At 71.6% G+C, this 16,996-nt stretch carries 17 protein-coding genes; 16 read left to right on the top strand and 1 reads right to left on the bottom strand.

The genetic code is table 11. The features are described 5' to 3' along the window. Positions 1-21 precede the first annotated feature (21 nt). The 16 genes from tsf (at position 22) to E4T13_RS12285 (ending at position 15,941) form a co-directional block, all read left to right on the top strand. Positions 22-957 (top strand): translation elongation factor Ts, encoded by a 936-nt coding sequence (tsf, locus tag E4T13_RS12360; protein ID WP_137178606.1) that lies wholly within the window; start codon positions 22-24, stop codon positions 955-957. Between the two features lie 190 nt (positions 958-1,147). After that, positions 1,148-1,870 carry a UMP kinase gene (gene pyrH, locus E4T13_RS12355; RefSeq protein ID WP_137178605.1) on the top strand — a complete coding sequence of 241 codons (723 nt, stop codon included), beginning with the start codon at positions 1,148-1,150 and terminating at the stop codon, positions 1,868-1,870. 19 nt (positions 1,871-1,889) lie between these two features. Beyond that, positions 1,890-2,462: a ribosome recycling factor gene (gene frr / locus E4T13_RS12350; RefSeq protein WP_137178604.1), complete on the top strand. Its 573-nt coding sequence runs from the start codon at positions 1,890-1,892 to the stop codon at positions 2,460-2,462. Positions 2,463-2,499: 37 nt separating this feature from the next. Further along, the gene (gene uppS / locus E4T13_RS12345; protein ID WP_137178899.1) at positions 2,500-3,270 is read left to right on the top strand and encodes a polyprenyl diphosphate synthase; all 771 of its coding nucleotides are present in this window, start codon (positions 2,500-2,502) and stop codon (positions 3,268-3,270) included. An 11-nt stretch (positions 3,271-3,281) separates the two neighbouring features. Beyond that, a complete protein-coding gene (locus E4T13_RS12340; protein WP_240791105.1) occupies positions 3,282-4,211 on the top strand; it encodes a CDP-archaeol synthase in 930 nt (309 codons plus the stop codon). Between the two features lie 2 nt (positions 4,212-4,213). Then, complete coding sequence (dxr, locus tag E4T13_RS12335; RefSeq protein ID WP_137178603.1) at positions 4,214-5,383, top strand: 1-deoxy-D-xylulose-5-phosphate reductoisomerase; 1,170 nt, start codon at positions 4,214-4,216, stop codon at positions 5,381-5,383. Between the two features lie 26 nt (positions 5,384-5,409). Beyond that, positions 5,410-6,507, top strand: a complete 1,098-nt coding sequence (rseP, locus tag E4T13_RS12330; protein WP_137178602.1) for an RIP metalloprotease RseP — start codon at positions 5,410-5,412, stop codon at positions 6,505-6,507. 236 nt (positions 6,508-6,743) lie between these two features. Beyond that, on the top strand, positions 6,744-9,089 hold the full coding sequence (gene bamA, locus E4T13_RS12325) for an outer membrane protein assembly factor BamA (RefSeq protein WP_240791104.1): 2,346 nt from the start codon (positions 6,744-6,746) through the stop codon (positions 9,087-9,089). 23 nt (positions 9,090-9,112) lie between these two features. Next, positions 9,113-9,880, top strand: coding sequence for an OmpH family outer membrane protein (locus tag E4T13_RS12320; RefSeq protein ID WP_137178601.1), 768 nt, complete (start codon positions 9,113-9,115; stop codon positions 9,878-9,880). A 9-nt stretch (positions 9,881-9,889) separates the two neighbouring features. Continuing rightward, entirely contained in the window at positions 9,890-10,918 is a 1,029-nt protein-coding gene (gene lpxD / locus E4T13_RS12315) for a UDP-3-O-(3-hydroxymyristoyl)glucosamine N-acyltransferase (protein WP_137178600.1), read from the top strand. 50 nt (positions 10,919-10,968) lie between these two features. Further along, a complete protein-coding gene (fabZ, locus tag E4T13_RS12310; protein ID WP_137178896.1) occupies positions 10,969-11,451 on the top strand; it encodes a 3-hydroxyacyl-ACP dehydratase FabZ in 483 nt (160 codons plus the stop codon). Between the two features lie 7 nt (positions 11,452-11,458). Further along, positions 11,459-12,313, top strand: a complete 855-nt coding sequence (gene lpxA / locus E4T13_RS12305; RefSeq protein ID WP_240791103.1) for an acyl-ACP--UDP-N-acetylglucosamine O-acyltransferase — start codon at positions 11,459-11,461, stop codon at positions 12,311-12,313. A gap of 1 nt (position 12,314) precedes the next feature. Continuing rightward, positions 12,315-13,181, top strand: coding sequence for an LpxI family protein (locus E4T13_RS12300; protein ID WP_137178599.1), 867 nt, complete (start codon positions 12,315-12,317; stop codon positions 13,179-13,181). Beyond that, on the top strand, positions 13,178-13,576 hold the full coding sequence (gloA, locus tag E4T13_RS12295) for a lactoylglutathione lyase (RefSeq protein WP_137178598.1): 399 nt from the start codon (positions 13,178-13,180) through the stop codon (positions 13,574-13,576). The genes E4T13_RS12300 and gloA overlap by 4 nt, the downstream gene beginning before the upstream one ends. A gap of 86 nt (positions 13,577-13,662) precedes the next feature. After that, a complete protein-coding gene (locus E4T13_RS12290; protein WP_137178597.1) occupies positions 13,663-15,063 on the top strand; it encodes a YcjX family protein in 1,401 nt (466 codons plus the stop codon). Continuing rightward, the gene (locus E4T13_RS12285) at positions 15,060-15,941 is read left to right on the top strand and encodes a DUF697 domain-containing protein (protein WP_137178596.1); all 882 of its coding nucleotides are present in this window, start codon (positions 15,060-15,062) and stop codon (positions 15,939-15,941) included. The genes E4T13_RS12290 and E4T13_RS12285 overlap by 4 nt, the downstream gene beginning before the upstream one ends. A 41-nt stretch (positions 15,942-15,982) precedes the next feature. Here the strand turns inward: E4T13_RS12285 and E4T13_RS12280 are convergent, their stop codons facing one another. Beyond that, the gene (locus E4T13_RS12280; RefSeq protein ID WP_137178595.1) at positions 15,983-16,969 is read right to left on the bottom strand and encodes a tripartite tricarboxylate transporter substrate binding protein; all 987 of its coding nucleotides are present in this window, start codon (positions 16,967-16,969) and stop codon (positions 15,983-15,985) included. Between the last annotated feature and the right edge of the window lie 27 nt (positions 16,970-16,996).

Here is a 16,996-nt window from a genome sequence, read left to right as displayed (position 1 = left end):
ACATACAAGGAGTCTCAATCAATGGCCGAGATCACCGCGGCGATGGTGCGCGAACTGCGCGAGCGCACGGGCGCCGGCATGATGGACTGCAAGAAGGCGCTGACCGAGTCGGGCGGCGACATGGAAGGCGCGATCGACTGGCTGCGGAAGAAGGGCCTCTCGGCCGCCGCGAAGAAGTCGGGCCGCGTCGCGGCCGAGGGGCTCGTCGGCGTGGCCACCGGCCCCGGCGTCGGCGCCATGGTCGAGGTGAATGCCGAGACCGACTTCGTCGCGCGCAACGAGCTGTTCCAGCACTTCGTCGCCGCCGTGGCCGAACTGGCCCTGTCGGTCGGCGAGGACGTGGAGGCGCTGAAGAACGCGACCTATCCCGGCGTGCCGGAACTGATCGAGGGCGCGCGTGATCGCCGCACCGTGCAGGAGGAACTGACCCACCTCATCGCGACGATCGGCGAGAACATGACGATCCGCCGCGCCCGCGTGCTGCGGGTGACGAGCGGCAGCGTCGCGTCCTACGTGCACAACGCCGTGAAGCCGGGGCTGGGCAAGATCGGCGTGCTGGTCGCGCTGGAAGCCGCGAGCGAGCTCGAGGCGATGGAGACGCTGGGGCGGCAGATCGGCATGCATGTCGCGGCCACCCGCCCGACGGCGCTCGACATCTCCGGTGTCGAGCCCTCCGAGCTCGAGCGCGAGAAGGCGGTGCTGCGCGAGCAGGCGGCCGCCTCCGGCAAGAAGGCGGACATCATCGAGAAGATGATCGATGGCCGCATCCGGAAATACTACGAGGAAGTGGTCCTGCTGGAGCAGGTCTGGGTGCATGACGGGGAGACCCGCGTGAAGGAAGTGGTGAAGAAGTCCGGCGGCAACCTGACCGGCTTCGCCCGCTTCCAGCTCGGCGAGGGCATCCAGAGGGAGAGCAGCGACTTCGCCGCCGAGGTCGCGGCGATGAGCAAGGGCTGAGCGGCGCCCGGCGGGGCAGAAACCCCGCCTGCGCCAGAGCGCGCGGCTGGCCCGGGACGCGTCCTGTCCCGGGCTTCGTCGTGTTTGCGGCGGCCCGCGGGCGACCCTGCCTTGCCGTGGCCACGGCGCCACGCCTATCTTCCGCCGCCGCGCGCCCGCCCGCCCTTCCCGGAGTCCTTCTGGAGCCCCGATGACCGAAGCCCTCCGCTACAAGCGCGTCCTGCTCAAGGTCTCCGGCGAGGCGCTGATGGGCCAGCGCGACTACGGGCTCGACATCGGCACGCTGAAGGCGATCGCCGAGGATGTGCGGGATGTGGTGGCGCTCGGTGTGCAGGTCTGCCTGGTGATCGGCGGCGGCAACATCTTCCGCGGCGTTTCCGGCGCCTCTGCCGGGATGGATCGCGCCCAGGCCGACGGCATGGGCATGCTGGCCACCGTGATGAACGCGCTGGCCATGCAGAACGTGCTGGAGAAGCTCGGCGTGCACACGCGCGTGCAGAGCGCGATCAACATGGCGAGCCTGTGCGAGCCCTTCATCCGCCGCCGCGCGATCCGGCACATGGAGAAGGGGCGCGTGGTGATCTTCGCCGGCGGCACCGGCAACCCCTTCTTCACCACCGACACGGCCGCGGCGCTGCGAGCGGCCGAGATGGATTGCGACGCGCTGCTGAAGGGCACGCAGGTGGACGGCGTCTATTCCGCCGACCCCCGCAAGAACCCGAAGGCCGAGCGCTATGTCACGCTGACCTATCTGGACATGCTGGCGCGCGACCTGGCCGTGATGGATGCCGCGGCGATCAGCCTGGCGCGTGAGAACAAGCTGCCGATCATCGTGTTCAACATCCACGAGCCCGGCGCCTTCACCGCGGTGATGAAGGGCGAAGGCCGCTTCACCACGGTCGTGGATCTCTGAGGGGAGGAGGGACGGGGAAATGCCCGCCGATTTTCCGAAGCTGAAGTTGGACCTGCAGCGCCGCATGGATGGCGCGATGGACACGTTGAAGAAGGAATTCGCCGGCCTGCGGACCGGCCGCGCCAGCCCCGCCCTGCTGGAGCCGATCCGCGTCGAGGCGTATGGCACGAACCAGCCGCTGAACCAGGTGGCGAACATCTCGGTCGCCGGTCCGGGGCTGCTGTCGGTGCAGGTCTTCGACCGCTCCATCACCAAGCAGGTGGAGGTTGCGATCCGCGATTCGGGCCTTGGGCTGAACCCGATGGCGGAGGGGCAGGTGATCCGCGTGCCGCTGCCGCCGCTGACCCAGGAACGCCGCAACGACCTGGCGAAGACGGCGGCCAAGTATGCCGAGGCCGCGCGCGTCGCGACCCGCGCCGTCCGCCGGGACGGGATGGAGACGGTGAAGGGCTGGGAGAAGGACAAGAAGTCCGAGGCCAGCCAGGACGACGTGAAGCGCTGGAGCGACGAGGTACAGAAGATGACCGATTCGCACATCAAGCAGATCGACGCGGCGCTCGCCGAGAAGGAAAAGGATATCCGGACGAGCTGAGCCCCCGGGGTCTGGGACGCAGGGACAGATGGACGGTATGAGCGCGGCCGCCACGGCCACGACGAAGGTGGCCCCGGCCGCCGCGCCGCAACCGGCCCCCCGGCCGGGCGTGCCGCGGCATGTCGGCATCATCATGGATGGCAATGGCCGCTGGGCGACCGCGCGCGGCCTGCCGCGGGCGCTGGGCCACAAGGCCGGCGCCGAGGCGGCGCGGCGCGTGGTGGAAGCCGCCGGCGATGCCGGCATCGGCTGGCTGACGCTGTTCGCCTTCTCCTCGGAGAACTGGCAGCGCCCCGCGGAGGAGGTGCGCGACCTCACCGCGCTGATGCGCCACTACCTCGCCACCGAGGTCGCGCGGCTGGTCAAGGAAGGCGTCCGGCTGCGCATCATCGGCGATCGCGACCGCTTCGGGCCGGAGACCGTCCGCGCCATCGCGCGCGCGGAGCAGGCGACCGCGGGCGGCACCCGGCTCAACCTGACCGTTGCCCTGTCCTATGGCGGAAGGGCGGAGATCGCCGCCGCTGCGCGGGAGATCGCGCGGCGTGCCGCGGCCGGCACGCTGGACCCGGAGAGCGTGGACGAGCACTGTTTCTCTGGCTTCCTCGGCACGGCGGGCATGCCCGACCCGGACCTGATCATCCGGACCTCCGGCGAGAAGCGGATCTCCAACTTCCTGCTCTGGCAGGCGGCCTATGCGGAGTTCGTCTTCCAGGACGTGCTCTGGCCCGACTATGGCGCGCCGCATCTGCAATCGGCGATCGCCGACTTCGCCGGGCGCGAGCGGCGCTACGGCGCCCGCGCGGCCTGAGCCGGGTCGGCGTGAGCCAGAAGGCGCCGGCCGACAGGGCACCGCCCACCGCGCGCGACACCGCGGCCACCGCCGTCGCCCAGGCCGCGGTGGTGGACGCCGCGGCGCGTGCCAAGCGCTGGGGCGACCTGCGCAAGCGTGCCCTCTCCGCCATGGTCCTCGGCCCGCTGGCCTTGGCCTGCATCTGGCTGGGCGCCGAGGCCTTCACGGGGATGATGGCTCTCGCGGTCGCGCTGTTGGCCTGGGAATGGGTGCATCTCTGCGGACGGCGCATCCGCGTGCTGCCCGGCATGGCCGTGCCGGTCGCGGTCTTTGCCGCCGGTGCGCTGGCGGTGCAGGACCATGCGCGGCTGGCGCTGCTGGTGCTCGCGGTCGGCTTCGTCGTCACCTGGTGGTTCGCCCACCGCATGGCCGAAACCCTGACCCAGCCGGCGCTGCGGCTGGCGCTGGGCGTGCTGTATATCGGGCTGGCGGGCATCGCGCTGATCGAGTTGCGGCACGACAACTGGGCCGGGCGCGCCAATGTCTTCTTCCTGTTCCTCGTCGTCTGGGCCTCGGATATCGGGGCCTACATGGCGGGGCGGGTGCTGGGGGGGCCGAAGCTCTGGCAGGCGGTCTCGCCCAACAAGACATGGTCCGGTGCAGCCGGCGGGCTGCTTGCCGCCCTGCTCGTGGGGCTGGGCGTCGCCTTCGCGGTGGATTCCCGTGTCGAGGTGCTGCCCGTGCTGGCGGTGGCGGCCCTGCTCGGCGTAGCGTCCCAGATCGGCGACCTGCTCGAGAGCGCGATCAAGCGGCATTTCCACGTGAAGGACAGTTCCTCCCTGATCCCCGGCCATGGCGGGCTGCTGGACCGGCTCGATGGCCTGCTCGCCGCGGCGCCCGTCGCGGCCCTGGTCTCCTTCCTGCTCGGCTATGGCCGGCTGCTGTGGCACTGGGGCTGAGCATGGCGCGCAGCGTCAGCATTCTCGGCAGCACCGGCTCCATCGGGCGCTCCACCATCGCCCTGATGGAGGCCGCCGCGCCCGGCGAGTTCCGGATCGAGGCGCTGGTCGCGAATCGCGACGTCGCGACGCTCGCCGCCCAGGCTGTGCGCTATGGCGCGCGGCAGGCGGTGGTGGCGGATCCGTCGGCCTATGGCGCGCTGAAGGCGGCGCTGGCGGGGCAGGGGATCGCGCTCGGCGCCGGCCCGGACGCCGTGGTGGAGGCCGCCGCGCGACCGGCCGACTGGACCATGGCGGCCATCGTCGGCGCGGCCGGCCTGCGCTCGACCCTGGCGGCGCTGTCGCGCGGCGGGACGCTGGCGCTCGCCAACAAGGAAAGCCTCGTCTGCGCCGCCGACCTGGTGCTGGCCGCGGCCGCTGCGGGCGGGGCGACGCTGCTGCCGGTGGATTCCGAGCACAACGCTGTCTTCCAATGCCTGATGGGCTGCGCGCCGGAAGCGGTGGAGAAGGTGATCCTGACGGCCTCGGGCGGGCCGTTCCGCGACTGGCCGCTGGAGCGGATGGCGCGTGTCACGCCGGACCAGGCGCTGAAGCACCCCGTCTGGTCCATGGGCGCCAAGATCAGCATCGACAGCGCCACCATGATGAACAAGGGGCTGGAGGTGATCGAGGCCGCCCGACTCTTCGGCCTGCCGCCGGACCGCATCGAGGTCCTGGTGCATCCGCAATCCGCGGTGCATGGCATGGTGCAATATGCCGATGGCTCGCTGCTGGCGCAGATGGGCACGCCGGACATGCGGACGCCCATCGCCCACGCGCTGGCCTGGCCCGCCCGGATGGCGGCCGACATCCCGCGCCTGGACCTTGCCGCCCTGGCAAGGCTCGACTTCCTCGCCCCCGACCCGATCCGCTTTCCGGCCTTGCGCCTCGCGCGGGAGGCCTTGATGGCGGGGGGCGGGGCCCCAACCATATTGAATGCCGCGAACGAGACGGCCGTGGCACTGTTCCTGGAACGGCGCCTCGGTTTCCTCGACATCGCGACGGTGGTGGAGGAGACGCTCTCGGCGCTTCCGGCCTGCAGGCCGGATGGGCTGGATGCGATCGTCGCCCTCGATCACGCGGCGCGCGCGGAGGCCCTGCGGCAGGCCGAGGCGCGCGCGGCGACCGTCTGAGACTGGCCGGCCAACCGGAGAGAGCAGTGGATTTCCTTCCCGACCCGTTCCGCACGATCCTGGCCTTCGTGGTCGTGCTCGGCGTTCTCGTCTTCATCCACGAGCTCGGCCACTACCTCGCGGCGCGCTGGCGTGGCGTGCATGTGGAACGCTTCGCGGTGGGCTTCGGCCGCCCCTTGGCGAGCTGGGTGGACAAGCGTGGCACGCAGTGGCGGATCGGCTGGATCCCGCTCGGCGGCTACGTGAAGATGCATGGCCAGGAGACGGCCGAGGAGGCCTCCGCCGAGGTCCAGGCCGGCTGGCGGGAAGGCGAGACCTTCCACGAGAAGTCGGTGGGTGACCGCGCCATCGTGGTGGCGGCCGGTCCGATCGCGAATTTCGCCCTGGCCGCGGTGCTGTTCGGCATTCTCTTCGCGACGGTCGGCGAGCCGCGATCCACCACCATGGTCGGCACGGTGCGGGAGAATTCTGCGGCGGCGCGCGCCGGGCTCGCGCCGGGCGACCAGATCATCGCGCTGGATGGCAACCCGGTCTCCCGCTTCGAGCAGGTGCAGCGCCACATCCAGCCGCGCGCCGGCACGCCGGTGGCGATCACCGTGCTGCGCGACGGGCAGGAGCGCGTGCTGACCGCGACGCCGGAGGGAAGCGGCAGCGTCGGCATCCTCGGCGTCGGCGCGACGCCATCGGAGTTCGAGCGGCTCGATCCGCTCAGCGCCGCTTGGGCCGGGGTGGCGCAGACCTGGGATGTCAGCGTGCAGACGCTCTCGGCGGTGTGGCAGATGATCACCGGCGCGCGTGGCACGGATGACCTCGGCGGCCCGCTCGGCATCGGGAAGATCGCAGGCGATGCGGCGGCGCTGGGCGTGGCCAGCCTGATCAGCTTCATGGCGGTGCTGTCCGTGAACCTGGCGCTGATCAACCTGTTCCCCATTCCGATCCTGGATGGCGGGCATCTGGTGTTCTACGCGGCAGAGGCGATCCGCGGTCGTCCGCTGCCGCCGCGGGCGCAGGAATTCGGCTATCGCGCCGGCTTCGCGCTGCTGATCACGCTGTTTGTCTTCGCCACCTGGAACGATCTGACGAATCTCGGCGTGGTGCGCTGGGCGGCGGGGTTGTTCGGCTAGGCCCGCGAATCGGCGCCTCCGGGACCGGGGGCGGCGCCGGGCTGCCGCGCCCGCGCCCCGGCGCCCCGCGGGGACGGCGCCCCGATCGGCACAACCTGTTGGCGGTCAACAGGTTGCGCCGCGCGGAAGCCGGCTGAAACCTTCGGAAATGCAGCTTGCGCCTGGGTCGGGGTGGCGGGCATGGGTGCCTTCGGCTAGAGGTGTCTGCCGCTTCTCACGCCCCAGGGAACCCCACCTTGGCTGCCAACCGGCTCCTGCTGCTCCTGCTGGGCGTCCTCGCCCCGCTCGCCTTGTCTGCCGCCGCCGATGCACAGCCGCGCCCGCGCGCGGGCGCTGCGGAAGCGCAGGCGCGCCAGCGTCCTCCCGCGCCGCGCGGCGACGTGATCCGCGCGGTCGAGGTGCAGGGCAACCAGCGCATCGAGGCCGACACCATCCGGTCCTACATGCTGATCCAGCCCGGCGATCCCTTCGATGCCGACCGGATGGACCGTTCGCTGCGCACCCTCTTCGCCACCGGCCTGTTCCGCGATGTGAAGCTGACCCGTCAGGGCGACCGGATCGTCGTGGAGGTGCAGGAAAATCCGCTGGTCAATCGCGTCGCCTTCGAGGGCAACAGCAAGGTCAACGACGACGCGCTGCGCCCGGAGGTGACGCTGCGCCCGCGCGCCGTCTTCACGCCCGAGCAGGCTCAGGCCGACCGCCAGCGCATCCTCGATATCTACGCGCGCCGCGGCCGCTTCGGCGCGACGGTCGAGCCGAAGGTGATCGACCTCGACCAGAACCGCGTGGATGTCGTGTTCGAGATCAACGAGGGACCGACCGCCCTCGTCAGCCGCATCAGCTTCGTCGGCAACACAACCTTCTCCGACCGGCGCCTGAAGGATGTGATCGCGACCCGCGAGCAGGCCTGGTACCGCATCCTCTCGAGCTCGGACATCTACGACCCCGAGCGGCTTGCCTTCGACCGCGAGCTGCTGCGGCGCTTCTACCTGCGATCGGGCTTCGCGGATGTGCAGATCACCGGCGCCGTCGCCGAACTGTCGCCTGACCGCAGCGGATTCTTCGTGACCTACACGGTCAACGAGGGGCCGCGTTACCGGGTTGGGAAGGTGGAGATCAACTCCGCGCTTCCGGCCGTGGACAACGCGGTGCTTCGCCGCAGCGTGCCCTTCGATGTCGGCGACTACTACGACGGCGAGGCCGTGGAGCGCGCGACCGAGCAGATGACGGACGTCGCCGGCACGCTGGTGCCCTTCGTCGAGATCCGCCCGCGCATCGCCCGCAACCGCGAGGAGCGCACCGTCGACGTGATCTTCGAGGTCGTCGAGGGTGGCCGCACCTTCGTCGAGCGGATCGACATCAGCGGGAATGTCCGCACCGCCGACCACGTGATCCGCCGCGAATTCCGCCTGGCCGAGGGCGATCCGCTGAACGCGTCGAATGTCCGCCGTTCGCGCCAGCGGCTGCGCGACCTGGGATACTTCAGCAACGTGGACATCCAGGCCGTGCCGGGCTCGCGGCCGGACCGCTCCATCCTGAACACCACGGTCGCCGAACGCGCCACCGGCGAGGTGTCGCTGGGTGGCGGCTTCTCAACCGACGCCGGCTTCCTGCTCGACTTCGGCATCCGCGAGCGCAACATCGCCGGCACGGGCGTGGATACGCGCCTTCAGGCGGTGTTGGCGCAGCGGCGCAGCCAGGTGGACTTCTCGGTCACCGACCCGTCCTTCCTCGATCGGAACCTCGCGGCCGGCTTCGACGTGTTCTACCTGCAGCGCAACCTGCAGGAGATCGCCTCCTACAACGAGCGGCGCTACGGCACCGTGCTGCGCGCCGGCTACGAGTTCAACGAACGGATGCGCCAGTCCTGGGCCTACAGCCTGGTGCAGCGCACGATCTACGACGTCCAGGACAATGCGAGCCTGCCGATCCAGGAGCAGGAAGGCACGACCCTGCTGTCGCAGGTCGGCACGACGCTGGTCTATGACGTGCGCGACAGCCGCGTCGAGCCGCGGCAGGGCTACATCATCCGCGTCGGCACCGACCTCGCTGGTCTTGGCGGCGATGTGAGCTATGTGCGCCTGCGCGGCGACGTCGCCGGCTACATCCCGCTGGAGCGGATCTTCGGCGACCCGGATTTCGTGCTGGTGCTGCAGGCCGGCGCCGGCTGGCTGGAGCCCTGGGGCGACGACCAGGAACGCATCGTGGACCGGTTCTTCCTCGGCGGCGACAATCTCCGCGGCTTCGCGCTGGCCGGCGCGGGCCCGCGCGACCTGCAGGGCAACGACCCGCTGGGTGGCCGCCTGCTCTGGACACAGAGCACGGAGCTGCGCTTCCCGCTGCCCGTACCATCGGAACTCGGGCTCGTCGGCCGCGCCTTCGTCGATGTCGGCTCGCTGTCCGAGACGCCCTATACCGGCCCGACCATCGTGGACGATGCCGCGCCGCGCGTCGGCGCCGGCGTGGGCATCTCCTGGCGGACGCCGATCGGTCTGATCAACGTCGATATCGCGCAGGCCGTCGTGAAGCAGTCCTACGACGAGACCCAGGTCATCCGCTTCGGCTTCGGCACGCGCTTCTGACATTCCTCGGGAATCCATCCGCGATGCGTCTTCGCCATCTGCTGCCCTTCCTGCTCCTGCCAGCGGCGCCCCTGGCGCCGGTGCCTGCCGTCGCGCAGCAGCAGGGTCAGCAGTGGTTCATTCCGGGCCAGCAGCAGGGTCAGCGCCCACCGGCGCAGGCGCAGCAGCAGCGCCCGCCGCAGGCGCAGCAGCGCCCGGCGAACCAGCGCCCGCCCGCGCCGGTGATCGCCATCGTGGACATCCCCGAGGTGCAGCGTCTCTCCGCCGCCTTCAACCAGGTGCGCGAGGAGATCGAGCGGCGCCGCGTGCGCCTGAACGAGGACCTGCAGCAGGAGCAGGGCCGCTGGCGCGAGGAGCAGCAGGCGCTCGCCGCGGCCCGCGCCACCTTGCCGCCGGAGTCGCTGCGCGAGCGCGAGCGCGCGCTGCAGGAACGCATCACCGATGCGCAGCGCATCTTCCGCGACCGCAACCGCACCATCGATGCGGCCGCGCAGGTCGGCCTGCAGCAGCTCGAACAGGCCATGGGCGCGGTGGTGCGGCAGGTGGCGACCACCCGGGGGGTGAACCTGGTGCTGCCGCGCCAGCTTGCCATCCTCAGCGATCCCGTCTTCGACGTGACGGATGAGGTCTCCGCCCAGCTCAACCGCGTGCTGCGGACGGTCAACCTGCCTGCCGAGGGCGAGATGCCGGCGCCGCCGCCCGCGGCCCAGGGACAGCAGCAGGAGACCCCGCCGCCGCCGCCTCCGGCACCGCAGCGCCCGGCGGCGCAGCAGCAGCCCCGGCGGAACTGATCGACCAACATGGCGGCCGATCCGCGCTTCCACCCGGCAGGCCCGCCGCTGAGCCTGGCCGAGGCCGCCGGCATCGCGGGCGGAGAGCTGCGCAGCGGCGATCCGGCGGCGCTGATCTCTGGCGTCGGCCCACTGGACGGCGCCGGGCCGGGCGAGGTCTCCTTCCTCGACAACCGGCGCTATGCTGCGCTGCTCGGCGGCACGAAGGCCGCGGCCGTGGTGCTGGCGGAGGATTTCGTCGCGCGGCTGCCGGCGGGCGTCGCCGCCATCGTCACGGCCCAGCCTTATCTCGGCTTTGCGCGCATCGCCGCGCGGCTGCATCCGCGTGCCGCGCCCCGGCCGGGGATCCATCCCAGCGCGGTCGTGGACCCCTCCGCGCGCCTCGGCGCCGGCTGCGAGGTGGGGCCGCTCGCGGTGATCGGCGCCGGCGCAGAGATCGGGGCGGGCTGCGTGATCGGCCCGCATGCCGTGATCGGCGAGGGTGTGACGCTCGGCGAGGGCTGCCGGGTTGGTGCGCAGGTGACCGTCAGCCACTGCATCGCCGGACGCGGCGTGGTGTTCCATCCCGGCTGCCGGGTGGGGCAGGAGGGCTTCGGCTTCGCCGTCACGCCGGAAGGCCGCTTCGAGACGATGCCCCAGCTCGGGCGCGTGATCCTGGGCGACCTCGTGGAGATCGGCGCCAACTCCACCGTGGACCGCGGCAGCCAGGGGGACACGGTGCTGGGAGCAGGCACGCGCCTCGACAACCTGGTGCAGATCGGCCACAACGTTCGCACCGGACGTGGTTGCGTGATCGTCGCGCAGGTCGGCATTTCGGGCTCGGCGACGCTCGGCGACGGGGTGCAGATGGGCGGGCAGTCCGGCCTGACCGGGCATCTGACGCTGGGCGACCGGGTCCGTGTCTCCGCCCAGGCGGGCGTGATGAATGACGTGCCGTCCGGCACCGATGTCGCGGGCACGCCGGCCTGGCCTGCCAAGGACACGCTCCGCGCCGTGGCGGCGCTGCGCAAGCTGGGCCAGAAGCCCGCGCGCGGATGATGCGCCGCACGACGCAGGGGCACGCGCAGGGGGCTCGCGAAGGGGGGATGATGGACGCCACCGCCGGCAGCGCCGAGGCCACGCAGGACAGCGTCGGCGCCTATGACATCGCCCGCATCATGCAGGCGATCCCGCACCGCTTTCCCTTCCTGCTGGTGGACCGGGTGGTGGACATCGTCGCGAACGAATCCGCCGTCGGCATCAAGAACGTCTCGATAAACGAGAACTTCTTCCAGGGCCATTTCCCGCAGCACCCGGTCTTTCCGGGCGTGCTGATCATCGAGAGCATGGCGCAGACCGCGGCCGTGCTGGTGGTGGAGACGCTCGGTCCCTCGGCCGCGGGCAAGCTGGTGTATTTCATGACCGTGGACGGCGCGAAGTTCCGCAAGCCCGTGGTGCCCGGCGACCAGATGCGCGTGCATGTGCGCAAGGAGAAGCAGCGCGGCAATATCTGGCGCTTCACGGCGGAGGCGAAGGTGGACGGCAAGGTGGTGGCCGAGGCGACATACGCCGCGATGATCCTCGACCGGTAGCGCCGCCTTGGATCATACCTCGCCCGGCCCCGGCATCTCGCCCGAGGCCATCGTCTCGCCTGCCGCCTTCGTCGCGCCGGGCGCCTCCGTCGCCGCCGGCTGCCGCATCGGCCCGGGCTGCGTCGTCGGCCCCGATTGCGTGCTGGAGGAAGGCGTCGAACTGATCGCGCATGTCGTGCTGGACGGCCGCACCCGGATCGGCGCCGGCGCGCGCATCTTCCCCTTCGCGACGATCGGCATGGCGCCGCAGGACCTGAAGTACAAGGGCGAGCCGACCGGCGCGATCGTCGGCGCCCGCACCATGGTGCGCGAACACGCCACGATCCATCGCGGCAGCACCGGCGGGGACGGCTTCACCCGCGTCGGCAGCGACTGCCTGATCATGTGCGTCGCCCATGTCGGGCATGACTGCCAGGTCGGCGACGGCGTGATCATCGTCAACAACGTGATGCTGGCGGGCCATGTCGCGGTGGGCGACTTCGCCTTCATCCAGGGCGGTGCGGCGGTGCAGCAATTCGTGCGCATCGGCCGCATGGCGCTTGTCACGGGCATGTCGGGCGTGGAGCGCAACGTGCTGCCCTTCGGCCGCGTGAAGGGCTATCGCGCGAAGCTGCACGGGCTGAACACCATCGCCATGCGCCGCCGGCTCGGCCTGTCCAAGGAGGCGGTCATGACCGTCGCGCGGGCGGTGCACGAGCTCTATCGCGGGCGGAACCTGGAGGAGCAGATCGCGGCCATCGCGGCGGCGCATCCGGGCAACCCGCATGTCGCAGAGATCCTCGACTTCGCGCGCGACCGCGGCCGGCACGGCCTGTGTCCCTTCGGCCGCAGCGCCGAGGACGAGGATCCGGACGCCGCCTGAGATGGCGGCGCCGCTCGGGCTCGTCGCCGGCGGCGGCCGCATGCCGCTGCGCGTCGCCGATGCGGCGGTGAAGTCGGGGCGGCCGCTGTTCTGCGTGCTGCTCGACGGCTTCGCGGACCCGGCGGAGTACGCCGCCTATCCGCATGAGGTCGTGGCCCTCGGGCGCATCGGGCACATGGTTGGCCTGATGCGCATCCGGGGAATCAGCGACCTGGTGCTGGCGGGCCGCGTCACCCGCCCCTCGCTGCTGCGCTTCCGCTTCGATGCCGAGGGCGTGAAGCTGGTGGCGAAGCTCGGGCGCGCGGCGCTGTTCGGCGGCGACGACCGCCTGCTCTCGGCCATGTTGCGGGTGATGCGGGAGGAAGGCTTCCGGCCGCTCGGCGCGCAGGAGGTGTTGGACGACCTGCTGGTGGAGGGAGGCGTGCTCGGCGCCGTCGCCCCGACCGACGACGACCGCGCCGACATCGCGCGCGGCATCGCCGTGACCCGTGCGCTGGGCACGGCCGATGTCGGGCAGGGCTGCGTGGTGCAGCAGGGCCTGGTGCTGGGGGTCGAGGCGATCGAGGGAACCGACGCGCTGCTCGCGCGCTGCGGCACGCTGCGGCGCGAAGGGCCGGGCGGCGTGCTGGTGAAGCTGGTCAAGCCGCGCCAGGATGTCCGCGCCGACCTCCCGGTGATCGGCCCGGACACGGTGCGCGAAGCGGCCGTGGCCGGGCTGGCCGGCATTGCCATCGAGGCGCGTGCCGGCCATGCGGGAACCTTGGTGGTGGACCGCGCGGAGACCATCTCAGAGGCTGACGCGGCCGGGCTCTTCCTCGTCGCGATACGGCCCGACGAATTCCTCTCGCAACAGGAGCAGATGACATGAGCGCCGGAAAATTCCTGCACACGATGATCCGCGTCGGCGACCTCGAAGGCAGCGTGAAGTTCTACACGGAGCTGCTCGGCATGAAGGAACTGCGCCGCCGCGACGTGCCGGAAGGGAAATACACGCTGGTGTTCCTCGGCTATGGCGAGGGCAACAAGGAAGGCCAGGGCGAGATCGAGCTGACCTACAATTACGGCGTGGACAAGTACGAGCAGGGCAACGCCTTCGGTCATCTCGCGGTCGGCGTGCCGGATGTGAAGGCGGCCTGCGAGAAGGTGCGCGCGGGCGGCGGCAAGGTGACGCGCGAGGCCGGGCCGGTGAAGCACGGCACGACGGTGATCGCCTTCGTCGAGGACCCGAACGGCTACAAGATCGAGCTGATCGAGCGGACCTGACCGGCGCATCTTCGTCCGCCGCAACCCTCCTCCGCTCTCGCGGGGGAAGGTTGGGCGGGGGAAATTCGCGCTAGCCTTCGCCGGACATGGCCTCCCTCCTTTCCCCCTTCGAGGACGCCCTCGCCGGCGCCGAGGATCTCGGCCGCGCGCTGATCGGGCGCGAGCGGGTCCGGTTGGCCGTCACCGGCCTGTCGCGCGCGGGCAAGACGGTGTTCCTCACCTCGGTCATCGCCAATCTGCTGGCGGCCGGGCAGGGCGCGCGCACGCTGCCGGCGCTGGAAGCGGCCGCCGGCGGCAGGCTGCGCGGCGCACGCATCGTGCCGGCGGAAACGCAGGCGACACCGCGCTTCGACGCCAGCGGCCACCTGCAGGCGCTCGCCGCCGATCCGCCGCGCTGGCCGGAACGCACCGACGACCTGTCTACTCTGGAGATCGCGCTGAATCTCGACCCGCGCTCGATGCTCGGTCAGGCGCGGGCGATGCTGGCGGGGCCGCGGCGCGTCACGCTGGAACTGCTCGACTATCCCGGCGAATGGCTGCTGGACCTGCCGATGCTGGAACAGTCCTACGCCGCGTGGTCGCGCGAGACGCTGGCGCGGCTGCGCCGCGGCAAGCGGGCAGAGGCGGCGGCCGCCTTCCTCGCCTTCGTGGATGCGCTGCCAGCCAGCGCACCGGCCGAGGAATCGCTCGCCCGCCAGGGTTTCGCCCTGTACCGCGACGCGCTGCGCGCCTGCCGCGACAGGCTCGGCTTCCGCTTCCTGCAGCCGGGACGCACGCTGAACCCAGGCCCGCGCGGGGAGGCGCCGCTGCTGTGGTTCTTCCCGCTGCCGGAGCGCGTGACGGGCGACCTGGCGACGCAGCTTCGGCGCCGGCACGAGGCCTATCTCGACGACCAGCGCAGCAGCTTCTTCGACCCCTTCTTCCGCCGCTTCCACCGGCAGGCCGTGCTGGTGGATGCGCTGGGCGCGCTGCATGCCGGGGAGGAAGCCTTCGACGACACGGCCGAGGCGCTGGCCGCCGTCGCCGCCAGCCTGCGGGGCGGGCTCGGCCTGTTCGACCTGCTGACCGGGCAGGGCGTGCGCCGCGTGGGTTTCGCGGCAACGAAGGCCGACCACGTGCCGTCGCGCGCGCGGGACGCGCTGGTCGGCCTTCTGGGCGACCTGGTCGGGCGCGATCCCGCGGGGCCGCTGGATGCGGCGACCTCCGTGCATGCCATCGCGGCGATCCGCTGCACCGAGGATGACGTGGCGACGCTGGAGGGCCGGCCCGTCGCCGTAGTGCGCGGCGTGCTGATGGAGACCGGACGCTCCAGCAAGGTGTATCCTGGCGAGGTGCCGCTGCGCCGCCCCGACCCAGCCTTCTGGGATCACGCCTTCTTCGAGATGCCGGTATTCCAGCCGCCGCGCCTGGCCGGCGATGGCCGCTCGGGTATTCCGCATCTCGGGCTGGATACGCTGCTGGCGAAGCTGATCGGGGACCTGTTGTGAGCGATACGCCGCCGCGCGGGCCGCGCATCCTGGACGATGTGCCGGAAGCGCCGGCCGGACGCCTCGATTTCGGCTGGGAGCAGTCGGTCGCGCCGCTGGCGAAACCGCGCGGCGCTCGGCGCTGGTCGGCGCTGACGCTGGCGGCGGCGGGGCTTGGCGTGCTGCTGGTGGGGCTCTCGGCCCTGGATGTGGCGAACTTCGTCAGCGACCAGTTCGCGCGCGCGGATTGGCTGGGCTGGATCACGCTGGCGGTCGCGTTGCTGGGCTACGGGCTGATCGCCTGGGCCTTCCTGCGGGAATTGCGGGGGCTGTGGTCGCTGGAGGTGGTGGACAAGGCGCGGGCGGCCTTCGCGCGCGGCGACTACGTCACGGCGCGCGCTGCGACCCTCGCCTGGGCCGCACGAACGCCGGCCGCCGCGCCGGTGGCGGAGGCGCTGCGCGGTGCGAATGACATCGACAGCCTGCGCGCGCTGCTGGAGGCGGGGCCGCTGGCCGATCTGGACCGCGCTTCGGCCGCCGCCGGCCGCGCCGCGGCGGTGCAGGCGGCGGGCGCGATCGTGGTGATGCCGACGCCGGCGCTCGACGCCGTGTTCTTCGTCTGGCGCGGCTTCCGGCTGGTGCGGGACGTCGCGGCGATCCACGGGCTGCGCCCGGGCATCGCGGGCACGGTGGGCCTGTTGCGCCGCGCCTTGTTCGAGGCGGGTGCGGTGGCCGCCGCCGATGTGGCGATCGACGCCGCGACGCAGTTCGTCGCCTCGCATCCGCTGGTGAAGACCGCCATCGGCGAATCCGGCAAGGGCGCGGTGGCCGCGCGCCGCATGATCATGCTGGCGCGTGCCGCCGCCCGCGCCTGCCGCATCGTCCCGCCGCCGCCCTGAAGGCAGGGGCCGGGGACGATCATCGTCCCCGGTTGTCTCGCCTACGAGTCCAGCCTCACATTCGCCGCCCGCGCCACCTCGCGCCACTTCGCGATCTCGCTGGCGACGAAGGCCGCATATTCCGCCGGCGTGCCCGGGTCCGGGAAGCCGCCGAGCTCCACCATGCGCGCCGCGATCGCGGGGTCGCGCAGGATCGCCACCGCATCCGCGTTGATCCTGGCGATGATGGCCTGCGGCGTGCCGGCCGGCGCGATCAGCCCCGACCATCCCTGGGCCTGGAAGCCGGGCGAGACGGTCTCCGCCACGGTCGGCACGTTCGGCAGTTGCGGCGCCCGGCGTGGGCCGGTGACGGCCAGCGCGCGGATGCGGCCGGCCTGCACGTTCGGCAGCGCGCTCGCCAGGCTGTCCACCATGATCTTGACGTTGCCCGCGATCAGGTCGGCCATGGCCGGCCCGCTGCCGCGATAGGGCACATGCGTCATCTGCAGCGAGAGGCGGTTGGCCAGCATCTCCGCGGTGAGATGCTGCGCGGTGCCCGGCCCGGCGGACGCATATTGCACGCGGCCCGGCGCGCTCTTCGCGAGTGCCACGAAGCCGGCCATGTCGGTGGCCTCGAAGCTCGGATGCGCGACGAAGACCAGCGGCAGGGTGAAGATGTTGGTGATCGGCGCGAAGTCGCGTTCCGCGTCGTAGGGCAGGCGCTGCATGACCGACGGGTTGATGCCGAGCGTGCCGGAGGTGCCGATGCCCAGCGTGTAGCCGTCCGGCGTCGCGGTCTTCACCGCCTCCATGCCGATGGCCCCGGCGCCGCCGGCGCGGTTCTCCACCACCATGCGCTGCGGCCAGCGCTTGGTGAGCTCATCCGCCATCACCCGCGCGAAGAGGTCGGCGGCCTGCCCGGGCGGGAAGGGCACGATCACGCGGACCGGGCGGCTGGGATAGTCGCCCTGCGCGGCCACAGGGCGGCTCGCCGCGAGGGCGAGGGGCGCGGCGATCAGGGCGCGGCGCGGCAGGCGCGTCGTCGTCATCGTTGGCGTTTCCTTCCTCAAGCGGCA

This window comes from Roseomonas sp. AR75 (genome assembly GCF_005222815.1).
Taxonomy (GTDB): Bacteria; Pseudomonadota; Alphaproteobacteria; order Acetobacterales; family Acetobacteraceae; genus Falsiroseomonas.
Note: the sequence above shows the minus strand (reverse complement) of the source record. Positions and strands in the feature narration are given on the sequence as shown.

Bases quoted from the DNA above. Each gene is read 5' to 3' on its own strand.
- tsf (WP_137178606.1), top strand. From the start codon at position 22: ATGGCCGAGATCACCGCGGCGATGGTGCGCGAACTGCGCGAGCGCACG.
- pyrH (WP_137178605.1), top strand. From the start codon at position 1,148: ATGACCGAAGCCCTCCGCTACAAGCGCGTCCTGCTCAAGGTCTCCGGC.
- frr (WP_137178604.1), top strand. From the start codon at position 1,890: ATGCCCGCCGATTTTCCGAAGCTGAAGTTGGACCTGCAGCGCCGCATG.
- uppS (WP_137178899.1), top strand. From the start codon at position 2,500: ATGAGCGCGGCCGCCACGGCCACGACGAAGGTGGCCCCGGCCGCCGCG.
- dxr (WP_137178603.1), top strand. From the start codon at position 4,214: ATGGCGCGCAGCGTCAGCATTCTCGGCAGCACCGGCTCCATCGGGCGC.
- E4T13_RS12320 (WP_137178601.1), top strand. From the start codon at position 9,113: ATGCGTCTTCGCCATCTGCTGCCCTTCCTGCTCCTGCCAGCGGCGCCC.
- lpxD (WP_137178600.1), top strand. From the start codon at position 9,890: ATGGCGGCCGATCCGCGCTTCCACCCGGCAGGCCCGCCGCTGAGCCTG.
- fabZ (WP_137178896.1), top strand. From the start codon at position 10,969: ATGGACGCCACCGCCGGCAGCGCCGAGGCCACGCAGGACAGCGTCGGC.
- E4T13_RS12300 (WP_137178599.1), top strand. From the start codon at position 12,315: ATGGCGGCGCCGCTCGGGCTCGTCGCCGGCGGCGGCCGCATGCCGCTG.
- gloA (WP_137178598.1), top strand. From the start codon at position 13,178: ATGAGCGCCGGAAAATTCCTGCACACGATGATCCGCGTCGGCGACCTC.
- E4T13_RS12290 (WP_137178597.1), top strand. From the start codon at position 13,663: ATGGCCTCCCTCCTTTCCCCCTTCGAGGACGCCCTCGCCGGCGCCGAG.
- E4T13_RS12280 (WP_137178595.1), bottom strand. From the start codon at position 16,969: ATGACGACGACGCGCCTGCCGCGCCGCGCCCTGATCGCCGCGCCCCTC.